14 protein-coding genes, 1 pseudogene and 1 riboswitch are annotated in these 15,659 nt (G+C 35.5%); of the genes and pseudogenes, 6 read left to right on the top strand and 9 right to left on the bottom strand.

The genetic code is table 11. The features are described from left to right. Positions 1-17: 17 nt before the first annotated feature. Together xerD and ASG21_RS03060 are read left to right on the top strand one after the other, a co-directional pair. A complete protein-coding gene (gene xerD, locus ASG21_RS03065; protein ID WP_056075721.1) occupies positions 18-932 on the top strand; it encodes a site-specific tyrosine recombinase XerD in 915 nt (304 codons plus the stop codon). Then, positions 929-1,444 carry an NUDIX domain-containing protein gene (locus ASG21_RS03060; protein WP_056075718.1) on the top strand — a complete coding sequence of 172 codons (516 nt, stop codon included), beginning with the start codon at positions 929-931 and terminating at the stop codon, positions 1,442-1,444. The genes xerD and ASG21_RS03060 overlap by 4 nt, the downstream gene beginning before the upstream one ends. Here ASG21_RS03060 and ASG21_RS03055 read toward each other — a convergent pair whose 3' ends face one another. From ASG21_RS03055 to ASG21_RS03045, 3 genes are read right to left on the bottom strand one after another with little or no spacing between them, the layout of a single operon-like run. After that, on the bottom strand, positions 1,445-1,903 hold the full coding sequence (locus ASG21_RS03055; protein WP_056075716.1) for a heme-binding domain-containing protein: 459 nt from the start codon (positions 1,901-1,903) through the stop codon (positions 1,445-1,447). It abuts the gene before it with no gap. Continuing rightward, a complete protein-coding gene (locus ASG21_RS03050; protein WP_082482340.1) occupies positions 1,903-3,660 on the bottom strand; it encodes an Ig-like domain-containing protein in 1,758 nt (585 codons plus the stop codon). The genes ASG21_RS03055 and ASG21_RS03050 overlap by 1 nt, the downstream gene beginning before the upstream one ends. 25 nt (positions 3,661-3,685) lie before the next feature. Beyond that, entirely contained in the window at positions 3,686-4,948 is a 1,263-nt protein-coding gene (locus tag ASG21_RS03045) for a serine hydrolase domain-containing protein (RefSeq protein WP_056075712.1), read from the bottom strand. Positions 4,949-5,956: 1,008 nt separating this feature from the next. On the opposite strand from ASG21_RS03045, the gene ASG21_RS03040 reads away from it, so the two are divergent. From ASG21_RS03040 to ASG21_RS03030, 3 genes are all read left to right on the top strand, one after another. After that, complete coding sequence (locus ASG21_RS03040; protein ID WP_056075709.1) at positions 5,957-6,436, top strand: hypothetical protein; 480 nt, start codon at positions 5,957-5,959, stop codon at positions 6,434-6,436. A gap of 330 nt (positions 6,437-6,766) precedes the next feature. Next, positions 6,767-7,111 (top strand): hypothetical protein, encoded by a 345-nt coding sequence (locus tag ASG21_RS03035; RefSeq protein ID WP_128414204.1) that lies wholly within the window; start codon positions 6,767-6,769, stop codon positions 7,109-7,111. Between the two features lie 135 nt (positions 7,112-7,246). Next, positions 7,247-8,212 (top strand): hypothetical protein, encoded by a 966-nt coding sequence (locus ASG21_RS03030; RefSeq protein WP_056075703.1) that lies wholly within the window; start codon positions 7,247-7,249, stop codon positions 8,210-8,212. A gap of 65 nt (positions 8,213-8,277) precedes the next feature. On the opposite strand, the gene ASG21_RS20160 is transcribed toward ASG21_RS03030, so the two are convergent. The 6 genes from ASG21_RS20160 to ASG21_RS03005 form a co-directional block, all read right to left on the bottom strand. Then, positions 8,278-8,430 (bottom strand): hypothetical protein, encoded by a 153-nt coding sequence (locus ASG21_RS20160; protein ID WP_157844505.1) that lies wholly within the window; start codon positions 8,428-8,430, stop codon positions 8,278-8,280. Positions 8,431-8,987: 557 nt separating this feature from the next. Beyond that, positions 8,988-9,920, bottom strand: a complete 933-nt coding sequence (locus ASG21_RS03025) for a 2-hydroxyacid dehydrogenase (RefSeq protein ID WP_056075700.1) — start codon at positions 9,918-9,920, stop codon at positions 8,988-8,990. Between the two features lie 51 nt (positions 9,921-9,971). Beyond that, positions 9,972-10,499 (bottom strand): acyl-CoA thioesterase, encoded by a 528-nt coding sequence (locus ASG21_RS03020; protein ID WP_056075697.1) that lies wholly within the window; start codon positions 10,497-10,499, stop codon positions 9,972-9,974. Continuing rightward, positions 10,487-11,266, bottom strand: a complete 780-nt coding sequence (locus ASG21_RS03015) for a hypothetical protein (protein WP_157844504.1) — start codon at positions 11,264-11,266, stop codon at positions 10,487-10,489. The genes ASG21_RS03020 and ASG21_RS03015 overlap by 13 nt, the downstream gene beginning before the upstream one ends. Positions 11,267-11,393: 127 nt before the next feature. Beyond that, entirely contained in the window at positions 11,394-13,493 is a 2,100-nt protein-coding gene (locus tag ASG21_RS03010) for a TonB-dependent receptor plug domain-containing protein (RefSeq protein ID WP_056075694.1), read from the bottom strand. 103 nt (positions 13,494-13,596) lie between these two features. Next, positions 13,597-13,691: riboswitch (TPP riboswitch) on the bottom strand. A 43-nt stretch (positions 13,692-13,734) separates the two neighbouring features. Then, entirely contained in the window at positions 13,735-14,529 is a 795-nt protein-coding gene (locus tag ASG21_RS03005) for a WG repeat-containing protein (RefSeq protein ID WP_241773445.1), read from the bottom strand. A 371-nt stretch (positions 14,530-14,900) separates the two neighbouring features. Here ASG21_RS03005 and ASG21_RS20535 point away from each other — a divergent pair. After that, positions 14,901-15,659: pseudogene (locus tag ASG21_RS20535) on the top strand (bifunctional aconitate hydratase 2/2-methylisocitrate dehydratase); the annotation flags it as partial.

The following is a 15,659-nucleotide window of genomic DNA, read 5'->3' as shown; positions in this document are numbered from 1 at the left end:
AATTAAAAAACACACAAATGACTTGGGAAGAAAAAATTAAGGATTTTGAAATATTTCTTCGTTTTGAAAGAAATTTTTCAGAAAACACGCTCGACGCCTACGTGCGCGACATTAAAAAATTAAAAGATTATTCTGAAGAATCTTTGGAAAATACAGGCCCTGACAGAATCACCTATGAAAATCTGCAGGAATATATTTTCAGACTCAGCAAGCAGAAATTCAGTGAAAGATCACAGGCAAGATGGATATCGTCTATCAAAGCGTTTTTCAGATATTTACTGGAAGATGAAGTAAGAGAAGACAATCCTTCTGCTTTACTGGAAGGTCCAAAACTGGGACTTTATCTGCCCGACACATTAAGTCTTACAGACATCAACAAAATTATCGATGCTATAGAAATTTCATCCAAAACAGGAAAAAGAAATCACTGCATTATTGAAGTATTGTACGGATGCGGACTTCGTGTTTCTGAGCTGATTGACATTAAAATTTCTAATATTAATTTTAAGGAAAACTACATTAAAATAAATGGCAAGGGTGACAAAACGAGATTCGTTCCTTTGGCTCATTACACCGCAGATCTGATCAAAGATTATATCTACGAAGTACGATCTGAATATAAGGTAGCTAAAAAACATGAAGACACCTTGTTTCTGAACAGTCGCGGCACTTCAATGTCAAGAGTGATCGTGTTCCTTATTATTAAAGAACTTACTGATAAGGCCGGAGTGAGCAAGAAAATTTCACCGCACACCTTCAGACATTCTTTTGCAACACATTTGCTTCAGAATGGAGCCGATCTCAGGTTTATCCAGGAAATGCTGGGTCATTCAAGCATTACATCAACCGAAGTTTACACTCATCTGAAAAATGAAGAATTACGCGATGTGATTTTGAATTATCATCCGAGAAATGCTAATATTGCACAATGAAAAATCTAACTTTCTGCCCAAACTGTGGCAATCAAACACTTCTATGGGATCAGGAAAAAAAATGGAGCTGCACACAATGCAGCTTCGTTCTTTACAATAATGTAGCAGGTGCAGTTGCCGTGGTTATTCGCTGTGGTGATGAGATATTTCTGACAAGAAGAAATCAGGATCCTAAAAAAGGAAAACTTGATATGGCGGGTGGATTTACCGATCCTAAAGAATCTGCAGAAAATACGTGCAGAAGAGAATTATTCGAGGAACTGAAACTCGATATTCATATTTCAAATCTAAAGTATCTGGCGAGTCTTCCAAACGTTTATCAGTACAAAGAAATTGATTACAACACGATTGATCTTTTCTTTGAATACAATGTAGCAGAAAAGTTTGAAGTCGACCTGGAAATCTCTGAAATTTCTGATACTGTGTGGATTCCTTTAAATGAAATCAATCCCGATGATATCGCTTTTGATTCTCAGAAAAAATTCCTTGAAACGTATATCAAAAACTTTTAATTAAAACTTACCGGCTTTTAAAACAGACTCAAAATAATTGGTGAGTATTTTTTGCTGTGCCGCTGTAAGATTGGCCTCAGCATGATAAACACTGTATCCTGGAAGAGGCATGGTTTTGTTTTGAATGGTCTGAACAGACTTTTGGAGCATACTTTTTTTCAAATCAGCATTGTAGGATTTCCAGACTGAAAAATTGAGATGTCTTCTGCCGTCGTTTACGTGAGATTTAATTGACCATGAAATAGGCGCAATCTGTGCATATTTCGGATAAACGGTTTCGTCGGAATGACAGTCGTAGCAGGCATTTTTAATCAATACAGCAACTTCAGCAGGAGTGTTTTCCGTGGTTACAAAATTGAGCTTCTGATCAACAGGTTTATTGACTTTATCCACAGGAATAAACTGAATCAAAGCAAAACCTACCAAAACCCAGAAGAAAACTTTTTTGGCTGTTTTCATTATCTTCTGTTCTGAAGATTCATATTGTTGTCACTCCGCATCGTTCCTCCGGATTGCAAAGGATTTACCGGATTATTTTGCTGCTCTTTTTCAACAGGTGCTGCTGGTTTTATTGCTTCAAGATCCAGTGTTTTGGTATCTTTCAAATCCCAGTTTTCAATAGAATCCCACAACGGGCGCGAAAGAGCCAGTTTGTAGTAAACAAAAGCATCTTCTGCAAAAGTTTCGTTACTGAAATCGGCAGGATCCCAGAATTTGTTTTCATTGTTGTCTACCAGAATTCTTACGATATATTCCGCGGGTTTTACGATATCAAACTTAACCTCAGCGCCGGAAGTGTATTTCTGATAAATCACTTTTTCTCCTGAATCCATCAGCTGAATCCAGTATTTTGTAACAGGAGCATTGGTAAGTTTAAAGGTCAGACTTCCGTAATTTTCTATTTTATCTGCTTCAAAATCAAATCTTTTTGAATCTGCATTTTTTTCATAATAGGATAAAACGGTCGTCTTGGGAACGGTGAGTGAATATTTTTTACCTTCTTTAAAATCAGAATTAATCAGAATTTCATAAGGGTTTGTTTCTGAAATTTTTGCAGTGAAGTTTTGCGAAATACTGTCCGTTTTTAAAGTCCATTTTTCTGGCTGAATTTTATCAATAATGTAATTGGATGTAATTTTAAAATCGGTTTTTGGAGCCAGAAGGTTGCCGCCGATTCCGTTCTCTAATGACATTTTATTTTTCGTGTTGTACTTATAAAACAGCGATGCATTAAAGAGTGAATCTTTGATAACTCCCGCATCGTAAGTAAACTTCAGATTTTCTGTAGTGCCCTGACCGATTTCATTTTTCATGGCATCAAACCAGATTTTAAGCGTATCAGATTTTGGTTTATGAGTAACTTTAAAATCCTTCATTTTCTCATTCAGCGGATTTACCTTTACAGAATCGGGGTTGCCTTCAAATGTCATTAGAATTCCGCCGGGCATTTCTTTCATTTCAAGATATTTCACAGACTTTTTGGAAGGATACATTCTTAAATTTAAACCTGAAATAGACTTATCTATTATTACTTCTTCTTTCTGAAAAGCAATTTTTTCTTTACCGGGATCGTAAACCGAATTGGTATTTTCGTCCTCAAAAGCGATAATTTTATATCTTCCCGGCGAAAGATAATTCAGTTCGTAATATCCGTCGTCGTCTACTCTTGAGATGTAGTAAGGTTTTTCGCGGTAGTTCATAGTATCTGAAACTTTATACAGACCTACAACTTTCTTATTTTCTGAAGTGGCCGTTTTCCGGATGGCCATACCGTCTTTTACTTCACCGGAAATGTAGAGATCATCAAGCTTTTCACCGGTTGAGAAGGCGAAATTGTAGTATCTCAGAATATTGGATTCATTATTATCCGCAATGGAATTTCCAAAGTTAAAATTGTAAGTGGTATTGGCCTGCAAGGTATCTGACCACTGAATTAACAGCGACGTATTGGCAATATTGGAGGGAAGAATTCTTTTGATGCTTTTGATGGGCGGAGAAATAATCAGATTTTTATTGATGTCTTTCAGCGTGATGTATTCGTCAAAATCTATTCTTAATTCCTTAATATTTCTTGAAACATTAATTCTTGTACTGTCAATATTAGAACCGATTACACTTGGTGCAATAGTATCTTTAGAGCCACCAATTGGCGAGCCGACTCTTGCACAGGAATGCAAAAGAAGAAGCACCGTTAAAAATAAAAAAATTCTTTTCATGAATATATTTGCGCAAAAATACTCATTATTCTCCGAAAACTTCAGTTCCTGTTTTCAGAGAGTCCTGATTTTCATTCATTATGTGATGTAGCTTGTCTTTTTGTGGCGGAAAATCTTCGAAAAGACCAGCTAAAGCGAGTGCCGAATAAACTCTTCCTGAATACTTATTTCCGATTGCGACAATCGTCACTTTAGATTTCAGCAAATGGGCAAAAACCGAATTCGTTCCGTGCCACCAGCCGTTGTGGTAGGTCAGTTTTTCACCGTTATCAAAAATTTTCATTCTGAAACCTAAACCGTAATTGTTCTGTCCGGCCTTTTCATTGCTGTAAGGTTCAAAAATCATGTTTTTCAATTCAGGCTTAAGAAAATCTTTCGAAAACATGGCTTTTGAAAAATTATAAAGATCTCTCGGTGTTGTGTAGACATTTTTGTCCCCATAAATTAAATCAAGACGGTCCAGAGGATATAGTCTGTTTCCGCCAAAATAAAAAGATTGCGAAGCGGTAGGAATATCCTTCTCTTCAAAAATATAGGAATGCTCCATTTTCAAAGGGGCGAAAACCATTTCTTTCATCGCTTTCGGGAAAGGCGTATTGGTTGCTTTTTCAATCAGCAAAGCAAGAAGGGCGTAGTTGGTATTGCAGTACATGAAGCCGGTGTCGGTGTCTCTTGCCAGCTCGGGTTTGTACTTAATCAGCATGTTGAGCACATCCTGATTGGTGATATAATTTTTTGAAAGTTCTGCCGGTGCAGGTTTTATTTTATCGATGAAATATTCGTATTTCGGAAGTCCGCTTCTCTGATCCAATAAGGTTTGTATGGTCACGTTCGGATAGGGAAACCCTGGAAAATGAGCCGTTAAATGATCTGTCAGTTTAAGTTTTCCGGCTTCGATCAGTTTAAGCACAGCCATTGCCGTCATTGTTTTTGAAACGGAAGCCACGTGAAGTGGAGTATCTTTACTGATCGGGTTTTGATTTCCCTCCCTTGCAAAGCCTCTGTAACCTTCGAAAAGAATTTCGTCTCCCTTGGCTACCAGAATTCCACCACTCAGATTGCCTCTGTCCCAGACTTTGTCATAATACCCTTTGATGTATTGAATAGTGGCATCTTTCCCTGAAAGGTAGGAATCTTCTTTGTTGAAAACCTCATCTAAATTAACATTGCTGAAATTGGGAAGATTGGAAGTGTAAGCCTGCGCCTCATCGTGTTTTTCGGATTTATTTTTACATGAAATACTCAAGAGAAAGACGGTTGCCGCCAGTACCAGTTTAAACTTCTTCATAGCCAATTAAAAAATGAACGGCAATTTAATAAAACCAAAAAGAATGACTGAATGCGTTATGTAAATTATGAATTATTTAACATAATTGAAAAGGAAATCCGCTTCGGTTAGGAAGCTGGAATTATTATATCTAAGTTTTTGATTTTGTTTGATTTTTTTTTAGTTTAAAATTAAGTTTGTGGTAGTATTGTAAGCAGAGCTATTTTTGGCCTTTAAGACTGACCACACGGATTCTTACGGGAACGGGACCTTATAATTTTATTTTCTTCATATTTAAAATTTTTATGTCTTACTAAAATAAAAAACTCATTACAATAGTGATTTTGATTGCTTTTTTTCGCGATTTCATTCGCAATAAAGAATTAAAACATCCCGCAAACCCTTGTCATTACTCAGAAAATCACAAACTGCATTCATTAGATTTTATTCTTCATTCAGAAGCTTTCGGGCGTCATTCCGAAGCCTTCGGGAGGGCATCCCTTTGGCTACGGACAGCAGATTCTTGTTTACGGAATCATTCCTGAGTTTTTTTCAACCGCTGAAGGTTTCAATCTGAATTTTGATTAATTACAAGAAGAGAAAATAAGGATAAGCCTTAATCCTGATTTGCACAATATTTATAAAAAAAACTATGTTTTAATTGCTATTTTTGAGTAATTGATTTACTCTTTGTGTGCTTTGAAAACAGGATTGTTTTTTTTAAGAAGACCACACGAAAGGATTCGTGCGGCGCCTGGGGAAACCCGCTGAAATATTGTAATCAATCATGTGCGAAGGTAAGAATTGATGATGAGTGAAGTTGGTTCAATTTCAAAAATTTAAGTATATTTATTTTGTATCAGAAGCTGTCTCAAAGTCAGGATACTTTGCGAAGCGTGTTCTATTACAGAATCATTTTTAGACAGAAATTCGGGCGTAATTTTTAAATATTATCGTCAAGGTGTTTATAATCCTATAGAGACTTATTATGAATCAAATGATAAATCAATATTAATTATAAAATAAATTATGAAATCTACATTCAAAACTATACTTTTTCTAATTATAACTTTAAATATCTTAATTTCTTGTCTGACAAAAAAAAAGGTTGATTTAGACCAATATTATAAAGTAACCAAAATAGATTCAATAAACAATTTTTACATTATTTATATAAAAGGCGGTGATGCACGATATAAAATCGTTTCTAAAAAAGAGTCTGAATCTTATTGCAACCAAATAAAAGTGAGAAAAGGTTATTCTGAATTTATATTAGAAAAACTGATAATGAATGAACGTTATTATCCAACTGTTCATCCAGAAATTTTAAATAAGCAAGACTTCGTTCCGAATTGCATAAAAATGGATGATGGAAAAACAGAAGTTTGCAGGGATACCGGAATGGATAATATTTATAGAACACCTAATTTAAAAGGCTTATGCTATAAAAAACTTCCTGAAAAGAAGCAGGATAGATATTTTTTACCATCTCTAAAGATAGAGAAATGACCATTTTGGAAATGTCACTCGCTGCTCCACGAATCCTTTCGTGTGGCGAGTTGAGGTTGTTGAAGTTGGTTCGATTACTAAACTTTCAGTAGCTTTATGATGGAGCGGAAGCTGTCTCAAAGTCGGGAGATTTTGCGAAGTAGGTAACCAAAACAATAGTTATTATATTACTTCAATGTTGCGAGTAATCCTTTACTAGATGGTCAGCCAGCAACCAAATTATTTTATAATGCCTAAATAAATTTTATGATGAAAAAAATTATTATTATACTCTGTGGTTTAATTTTATTAGTAAGTTGTGAAGCGAGTAACAGGGAAGACTATCACCAATTGATTACCATAGTAAACAAAACTAATAAGACTTTTTACATTGATTGGTCAACACAATATCCTGATGTCAATGCTTATAAAAGCAAACCTAATCCGGCGCTTAATGGATTCAGTAAAGTAAGTGCAAATGAAACAACTGATCAGGTTTTTGCTTCGAAATCCTCGTACGAAAGTATTTTTAAATATAGAATACCTTCGGGTGTAATGATGATTTATGTTTTTGACGGATCAACATTAGAAACGCAAGGTTGGGATTATATTAAAAACAACAATTTGGTTTATAAAAGATATGATCTTACTTTACAGGATCTTAATAATATGAATTGGACTTTAACGATTGATTGAGATTGATATCTATCCCTGCTGGTCATCTGTAAGAAAATGGTTATGTTTAAAGTCGGGAGACTTTGCGAAGCGGGGAATTAATTTTTTACTGGCAAGATGATACAGTAACAATAATAAAAAATTAGTTATTTCAAAATGAAAAGACTTTTGTTCATAGCAGTATTTAGCACCATTAATCTTTTATTTGCCCAAAAAAAAGAAAATCTTCAATCACTAATTGATATGCAAAAACACGAATTTTTTGAAATTACAGAAAAGTATCATAATGTTATTAGGACTGAGGATACATTTATCTATAAGGATAAATCAGATTCTAAATATTCTCATTATATCAAATCCAAATATGATTCTTTAGTCCAACAGAAATACGCTAATTCTTTAGTTTTAAAAAACAGTATAGTTAAAATTCCTGTTGAGAATGGAGAATTTTATATAGCAAAATTTTCTAATTTAAAAATTGGTAATTACGAATTCTATAGATATAAGGGAAACGAGCTTTTGACTGAGGAAAAATTTATTTCGTTGAATAGAATCTATGAAAGACAAGATTTAAAGGAACTTTTGACCTATAGTTTTTGTGATGATGGAAATTGCAAATATGTATATGATGTTAAAAAATACAGCTCAATAAATTCTGAGAAAGAATTGTTAGATATTAAGCATGTAATTTTAATAGATAGACAAGGGCGAATTTTCGAACAATTCTATGACAGAGACTTTCCTTTGGATGAAAAAAAAATATTGAAGATACTTTCACTAAATTTTAAAACACAAGTTTTCAATTTAATGAAAGGTCAAATCTACCAACGTGATCATAGTTCTGCCATCAAAGTATTTGAAGAAAAAGATGTAGAATATGAAAATAAAATTATAACTGCAAAAATTATTGATAAAGAGAAAGCAATATCAGGTTTTTATAATAGTTTGCCAGACCTAAAGTCTAGGGCAGAGCGCGCCGTAAGTTTCGGTAAAGCATATGATGATTTTAACATACCGTATTGTAAAGTTATAATAGACATAAGTATGCGTAGTTGGGAATTTACGATGGATCCTCGAAGCGGGGATATTAAAGATGTAAAGTATTACTTACTATCAGAGTGATTTTTATAACACCACTTTCCATAAAAAAGTTAAATTTTATGCTAACACAAAATATAAAAAAATATTTATCCCAAATTATCTAATTTAATCCCTTTGCCTAACGAATCCTTTCGGGTGGCGAGTTGAGTTGAAGTTGGTTCGATTACTAAATTTTCAGTAGCTTTATGATGGAGCGGAAGCTGTCTCAAGTCGGGAGATTTTGCGAAGCGCGACAGCATTATTTAAGTGATTTTTTTTAAGTACGGCAACTATTTGTATTTTTTTGACTTTTTGCTACTCAACATTTTTTTTATTAATGTCGGTATATATGATATAAACATTAACAACAACAAGTCATACAATAAATTAAAAAAGAAAAAGCCCACTTTTCTGCATTCAATGCACTTACCGTAAAATCGACGATAAAATATGAATGGTAAACCAATTTCATCATATCCATCAACATTTGCATCGTCTTTTTTGAAAAGGAAACATAATAATGGCCACAGTATGAAAACGTAAAAAAAACTATTGGAGTAAAACTTCATATAATAACGTTTATTTAAATTTCCTTTTTTATATTCAGAAACTCCAATCTGTATTTGTTTTCTGTTTATTATTGCTAAACTTTTTATCAAGATACACCCCCCGCTTCTACACTAATCACTTCGTCTGGCTTTTCTTGTAAAAACCACTTCTACAATTATATGAATTTTAATGAAGGTTCATTTTTTATTATAATGCTAAAATCAAAGATTCAACAAAGTCAATGAAAAACAAAAGAATGACTCGAGAATCAATTAAAAAATCCCGCCACAATCTTATCCACAATCACCTGCGCCAGTTTTTCCTTGCTCTGATGCGTCCATCCGGCTATATGCGGTGTGACAATAGTTTTTTCAGAATTTAAAAGAAAATTTAAATCTTCATTTCTAGATTCTAATTTTTCAAAAGAAGCCTTTTCGTATTCCAAAACATCAAGGCAGGCGCCTTTCACTTTTCCTGATTTTAAAGCTTCAACTAAATATTTCGTTTCAACATTCTTCCCTCTTGCAGTATTGACGAAATAGAAACTGTTTTTCATTTCAGCGATGAACTTTTCATCAATTAAATAATGCGTTTGTTCATTTAAAGGAATGTGAAGGCTTACGACCTCAGCTTTTTCTTTTAACTCTTCCAGACTGACCTGAGTGGCAAATTCATCTGAAAGATTGGGAAGAATATCGTGAAAAATCACCCTGCATCCAAACCCCGAAAGTCTTTTGGCAGTGGCTTTTCCCATATTTCCGTAGCCAATTAACCCAACGGTTTTTCCAAGCAGTTCGTCGCCACGGTTTTCTTCACGCAGCCAAATTCCGTTTTTTACTTCCTGAGAAGCGATGAACAGACGATTCATTAAAATGAGAAGCATCCCAACGACATGTTCTGCTACAGAATCACGGTTTCCTTCGGGTGAATTGATGAGTTTAATTCCTAATTTTTCAGCCACGGGAATATCAATATTTTCCATCCCCGCTCCTACTCTGGCGATAAATTTCAGATTTCTGCCATGCTCCAGAAAGTTTTTATCCATAGGAATTCTGCTGCGGATAATGACACCGTCATAGTTTTGAATTTTAGCACAGACCTCATCGTACGGCGAGGTAAAATCTTCTTCAAGAATACAGTTTTTGGCTAAAAGCTGTTTGGTAATTAAAGGGTGGTTTTTGTCTAAAAGTAAGATTCTCATCATCTCAGATTACATTTAAAAATAAACGGAAGATAATTCTTCCGTCGTTATTTATACATCAATTTCTCCTGCGAATAATTTTTTCAGTTCCACAGAATCTGTTGGCTTCATTCTGCCCGAGAGAATCAGTGAGAGCTCTTTTCTTCTTAAAGCGGCAGCGTGTCGTTCTATTTCGATATCGGTTTCAGGTTCCATGTCCGGAATCGGGATGGGCCTGTTGAATTCGTCTACAGCCACAAATGTGTAAATTCCTTTGTTGGTCTGGATTTTTTTATGATTAATCGGATCATCCAACCAAACATCCACATAAATTTCCATTGAAGTTGAAAATGCGCGTGAAACTTTAGATTCCATTACCACGATTCCGCCTTCAGGGATTGGGTGATCGAATGATACGTGATTTACAGATGCCGTTACTACTCTCCTCTCGCAGTGTCTTGTTGCAGAGATGGATGCACATCTGTCCATTCTTGCAAGTAACTCGCCTCCAAAAAGGTTTCTCAGTTGGTTGGTGTCGTTAGGAAGAACGATATTCGTCATCACCGTAAGAGATTCTGACGCCTTTTTTATTTTTGCCATTTAGATTTTCTTTTTTTAGGATACCATTTTCTTGGTGTATGTTTGCGGATGGAGTCCTTTTTCAGGGAATCGGTTTTTAAAGAATCTGCTTTGAAAGCTGCTCTTTTAAGAGAATCAGCGATTTTAATCTGAGCAGAATCCAGTTGTACGGGAACCGTTTTTTCGATACGCTTCGTTTTGGTCTGTGCGGAGAGACTGTCGAAAGATTGATTGCCAAACAGCAGTTCTTTCTGGGCAATTCCAAGATAGATCAAGCCCGCAACCGGGATTGCGACAAGGAAAATCCACAAAATAGATTTGCTGAATTTATAATCTTTTTCTTTTGTGCTGGCTTCAATTAATTTTTCACCATTGCTGATATCTGAAAAACGGATCTCTTCCAAACCATAAAAATCCGGATGATCTGAGGCTAATCTTTTACCGAAAAACGCAATCCCATTGTCGCCCTGCTCGATCTGTCCGAAGTTTTGGATTTCAAGAGAATGGTCTGCCTGAAGTTTTTTCTTCCAGAAATCGGTCTGAATCTGGAGTTCATTCTTAGCAGCCTCAAAAGTAATTCCTTTTTGGGAAGCGATGTAGCTGATGAGGTCATCAGACTCTGCCAGATAATCTACTTTAAAAGCAATCTGGCTGGATGGCGGAAGAATGCTGCCGTTTTCAGGATTGAGCTTTGCCTTTGAATTTTCGAGGTAAAACACACCAAATCCTGCTACGGTAACGCTTCCGTGCTTCTTCAGATATTCTAAAATGTATGCTGAAATATTCATTTGGCGACAAATTTATGACTTTTTCGTGACTTTTTTGAGTTTTAAATAAAATGAAAAAGACCGCCGAAGCGGTCTCTCAAATTAATTCTAAATTACTTAGAAACTATAAAAAATGATTTGGTGTGTTTTACTGAATTTTCCAGCTGATTCCGAACATAAAGTTGATTCCGGCCTGTGAAAAGTATACGGGGCCGTTGTAAACATAGCCATTGTTGACATATTTCTGATCCAGAATATTGTTGATTAAAAGCTTCAGAGCCACTTCCTGTTTTTTGATCTTAAAATCGTACTGCGCGTTGAAATCGGTCAGCAGATAATCGTTAAGCTGTAAATCCTGAGTTTGGGTATTGTCTAAATATTGCTTACCGACATACTGATTGGTCAGCATAAACTGGAAATTCTTTACCGGACTGTACTTCAATGTTAAATTGGCAATTAAGTTAGGAGAAAAAGAAATTTCGGTGTCTCCCAGATTCTGAACTCCTGTTTCGTCCTCAATTCTGAAATCTAAATTCTGATTTTGGCTGGCACTAACGTTGGCAGAAATTTCAAACTTTTTTGAAACTTTTGCCAAAGCACCAATTTCAATCCCACGTCTGTAACTTTTACCTGAATTGGTTCTGATAAATTCACCGATATTGCTGATCTGCCCGTTTAAAACCAACTGATTCAGGTAATACATATAATAAAGGTTGGCTGTAAAAGCTACTTTCCCAAAATGCTTTTCAAATCCCGCTTCAAAGTCGTGGAGTTTTTCAGATTTCACATCGTTATCTGAAATTAAATCATCACGATTCGGTTCGCGCTGTGCATGAGCGTAGGAAACAAAAACTTTTCCGCCACCGATTTTATAATTTACACCGGCTTTAGGATTGAAGAACAGCCAGTTTTTATTGAGATTTGCACCTTCAAAATCTCCTTCCTGAAGAATTTTTGTGTCGTAATCAATATTTCTCAATTGAAGATCTCCGAAGAATTCAAAATTATTTACCGTTACCAAGGCTTTGGCAAAACCTGCAACTTCATTTTTCACCGAACGGTTTCGGTAATATTCAGATTCTACAATCTGCGGATTGAAAACATCAGTTACATTTCCATAATGTCTTCCATAATATTGATTTCCGACAACGCCAAAATTTAGATCTAAATTGTCAAATTTCCCGTACAATGTAGAAACAACTCCGTAGAAATCATTATTCAGCCATTTTTTTCTGATAAAATCTGAATATTCTTCGCCATTAATATCCGGAAGATTGTATCTCGCAAAAGGATCGCCCTGTTTGTAGTTTTCGTAGTAACCACGGCCTTTTGTGTAATGAAGCGTCGTCTCAAGACTCCAGTTTTCATTTAAACCCTGTTCCCAAAGTAACTGATAGTGATTTTGTCGGTAATTATCGGTTTCGTTATCATAAAACCCTACGATATTTTCCCAGTTGGCGTCATATATTGCACCTGAAAAATTATATCTTGGATTGGTTTCCCATGTTTTTCTGTCTACTCCATTCCATGCCTGATAGGTTTTTTCTTTTCCACCAAAGGTCATCAGACGCAGCTTCGTCATTCCTTCTTCAAACAATGCTGTGAAATTATACGAATGCAGATCAGAAGAAGCACGGTCGATAAAACCATCGGAATGGATATGAGAATATCTACCCATCAAAGAAAGACGGTCTTTCCAGAACTTCCCAGAACCTATTTCTGCGGAATATTTGTAGGTATTGAACGAACCATAACTGTCATCGGTTTTAAAATAAAACTTCTCTTCAGGTTCTTTAGAAATAATATTAATGCTTGCTCCAAACGCCGAAACTCCGTTATTGGAAGTTCCCACACCACGCTGAATAACGACCTGAGATGCCGAACTCGTCAGATCCGGAACATTCACAAAAAAAGTTCCCTGACTTTCGGAATCATTAAACGGAACACCGTTCATCATCACGTTAATTCCTCTTCCAGCAACTCCACGAATCCTGAAACCCGTGTATCCAACGCCATTCCCGGCATCTGAAGTAGAAATAACTGAAGTCTGATTTTTCAGCAACATCGGAAGATCCTGCCCGAGGTTTTTACTGTCAAGATCTCTCTGAACACTGATAATTTCTTTTGCAACAGGAAGTCGCCTGGTAAAGCTCACAGCTTCGATTTCCCTCACAGCAACGGTGTCTGCGGTCTGAGCATTAAGAAAATTGGCGGCTACGGTAAGCCCTAAAAAAATAAATCCTTTCATTCTTATAAATTTTTAAAATTTAAATGAATAAAAGGGGCGATTATGAATAAGTAATGAGTGATTGGTAATAAGTAATATTTAATGATTGCTCATTACCTATTATTCATTGCTCATTTTTAAGTTCCCTAAACAGCATTACCTGTTCCAGGTTCATTGGGTATAATCTCAGCTCCGGTTGGGGCACCCCTTAAATTTCATCGGCAAAAGTAATACTTTTTTGGATAATCTTTAAAATTATTTTTTACTTGTAAGATTTGTTGTGAATATCGATGTAGTAATAGTTGACATCGTCTTTGGTGACTTCAAACATTTTGCCCAGTTTCCAGCTGTAGTTTCTTTTAATATCTCTGTATTCAAAAGGGATTACAATTTGGTTTTTAGTATCAATGATTCCGAATTTATCGTTGCTGGCAGCGATAATCATAGGGTTTGCCACGTCATTGGTTTCCATTACAAAAAGAAAATCGTAGGAAGGATAAATTGTGAACTGCTTCTTATCAGCAGGATTTACAAACCTTCCGTCTTCTATCAAACCGTACTTTCCATTCAGACGGTAGGCGTGGAAACGTGCTTTTTTATATTCAGCCTTGCAGACGCCTAAATCGGCAGGTTTATAGGTATAGACAATTTTTCCGGACATGTTAATACGGTAGGAAACTCCACCTTTATCGACTGTTGCATAGTTTTTTGAACCAAATTTTTTCACCTTTTCATTTGGTGAGTACAGGAGATTACAGTCTTCACCGAAGAACAGGGCAATATGGTATTCAGGCTGAATAATGAATTTCCCGTTCTGGTTTACATACCCAAATTTTCCGTCTTTTTTCTGAGGAATAAGTACAGGAACCTCCTCATCAAGAACAATTACATCTTTAGGCAAAACATCATCAGAAACAGAACTGCGGACTGCTGTTTTTTTAACCGGAACCTTTGATAACGGTTTGGTTTTTAAAGTTTTGGATTGAGAACTTAAAAACAAACTAAATAGTGTAAATGCCAATAAGGTCATCTTGAAAGGAATTTTAGGAGTCATCATGTAGTTTTATCTTTCAAAAATAGTAAAATAGAATTTATAAAATGTATATTTATAAAGAATCTAAATAGCGATGCTTTAATAAAATATTTAAAATTCGTAAATTTGACAGCATTTTTAAATGTTTGATAATTTTTAATAAAACATTTTACAGAAAGCCTTTCGAGCACTTCGCATGATTAGAGCTGACCAAAACGCTTGTTTTATAAAATTGAAGATGATTCTTTTCTGTCAATTTAATTTAAAATTTTATCTCACATTACAACTGACTGATTTTTAGCTGAATCACGCAGTTTCAAAAAATTCAAAAAAAATATTTGCAGTTTCAAAAACTGTAAACATCTAAAATAAAGATTGAAAAGACTTCTAGAATTATGAATATTTATCAGGATTACATCCAGGAAATCGAGGAAAGAAAAACACAGGGGCTTCACCCAAAACCAATTGACGGCGCAGATTTACTGAGCGCAATTATTGAGCAGATCAAAGATACAGCAAACGAATACAGAGCTGATTCTCTTAAATTTTTCATCTACAACACTTTGCCTGGTACAACAAGTGCTGCAGGTGTGAAAGCTAAATTTTTGAAAGAAATTATTCTTGGTGAATCCGCAGTTGCAGAAATCACTCCTACTTATGCTTTTGAATTGCTGTCTCACATGAAAGGTGGACCTTCAATCGGGGTTTTACTTGATTTGGCTTTAGGAAATGACGAAGCAACTGCAAAACAGGCTGCTGAAGTTCTTAAAACTCAGGTTTACTTGTACGATGCTGACACAGCCCGTTTAAAAGAATCTTACGAAGCTGGAAATGTAATCGCCAAAGATATTTTGGAAAGCTATGCAAAGGCAGAATTTTTCACTAAACTTCCTGAAGTTGCAGAAGAAATTAAAGTGGTAACGTTTATCGCTGGTGAAGGTGATATTTCAACCGATTTACTTTCTCCCGGAAACCAGGCTCACTCGCGTTCAGACAGAGAACTTCACGGAAAATGCATGATCACTCCTGAAGCTCAGGAAGAAATCAAGGCTTTACAGGCTCAGCATCCTGATGCAAGTGTAATGCTGATCGCAGAAAAAGGAACGATGGGTGTTGGTTCTTCCCGTATGTCTGGTGTAAACAACGTTGCACTT

This window comes from Chryseobacterium sp. Leaf394 (genome assembly GCF_001424105.1).
In the GTDB taxonomy this organism is placed as follows: domain Bacteria; phylum Bacteroidota; class Bacteroidia; order Flavobacteriales; family Weeksellaceae; genus Chryseobacterium.
This window is presented reverse-complemented; position numbering and strand designations above follow the sequence as displayed.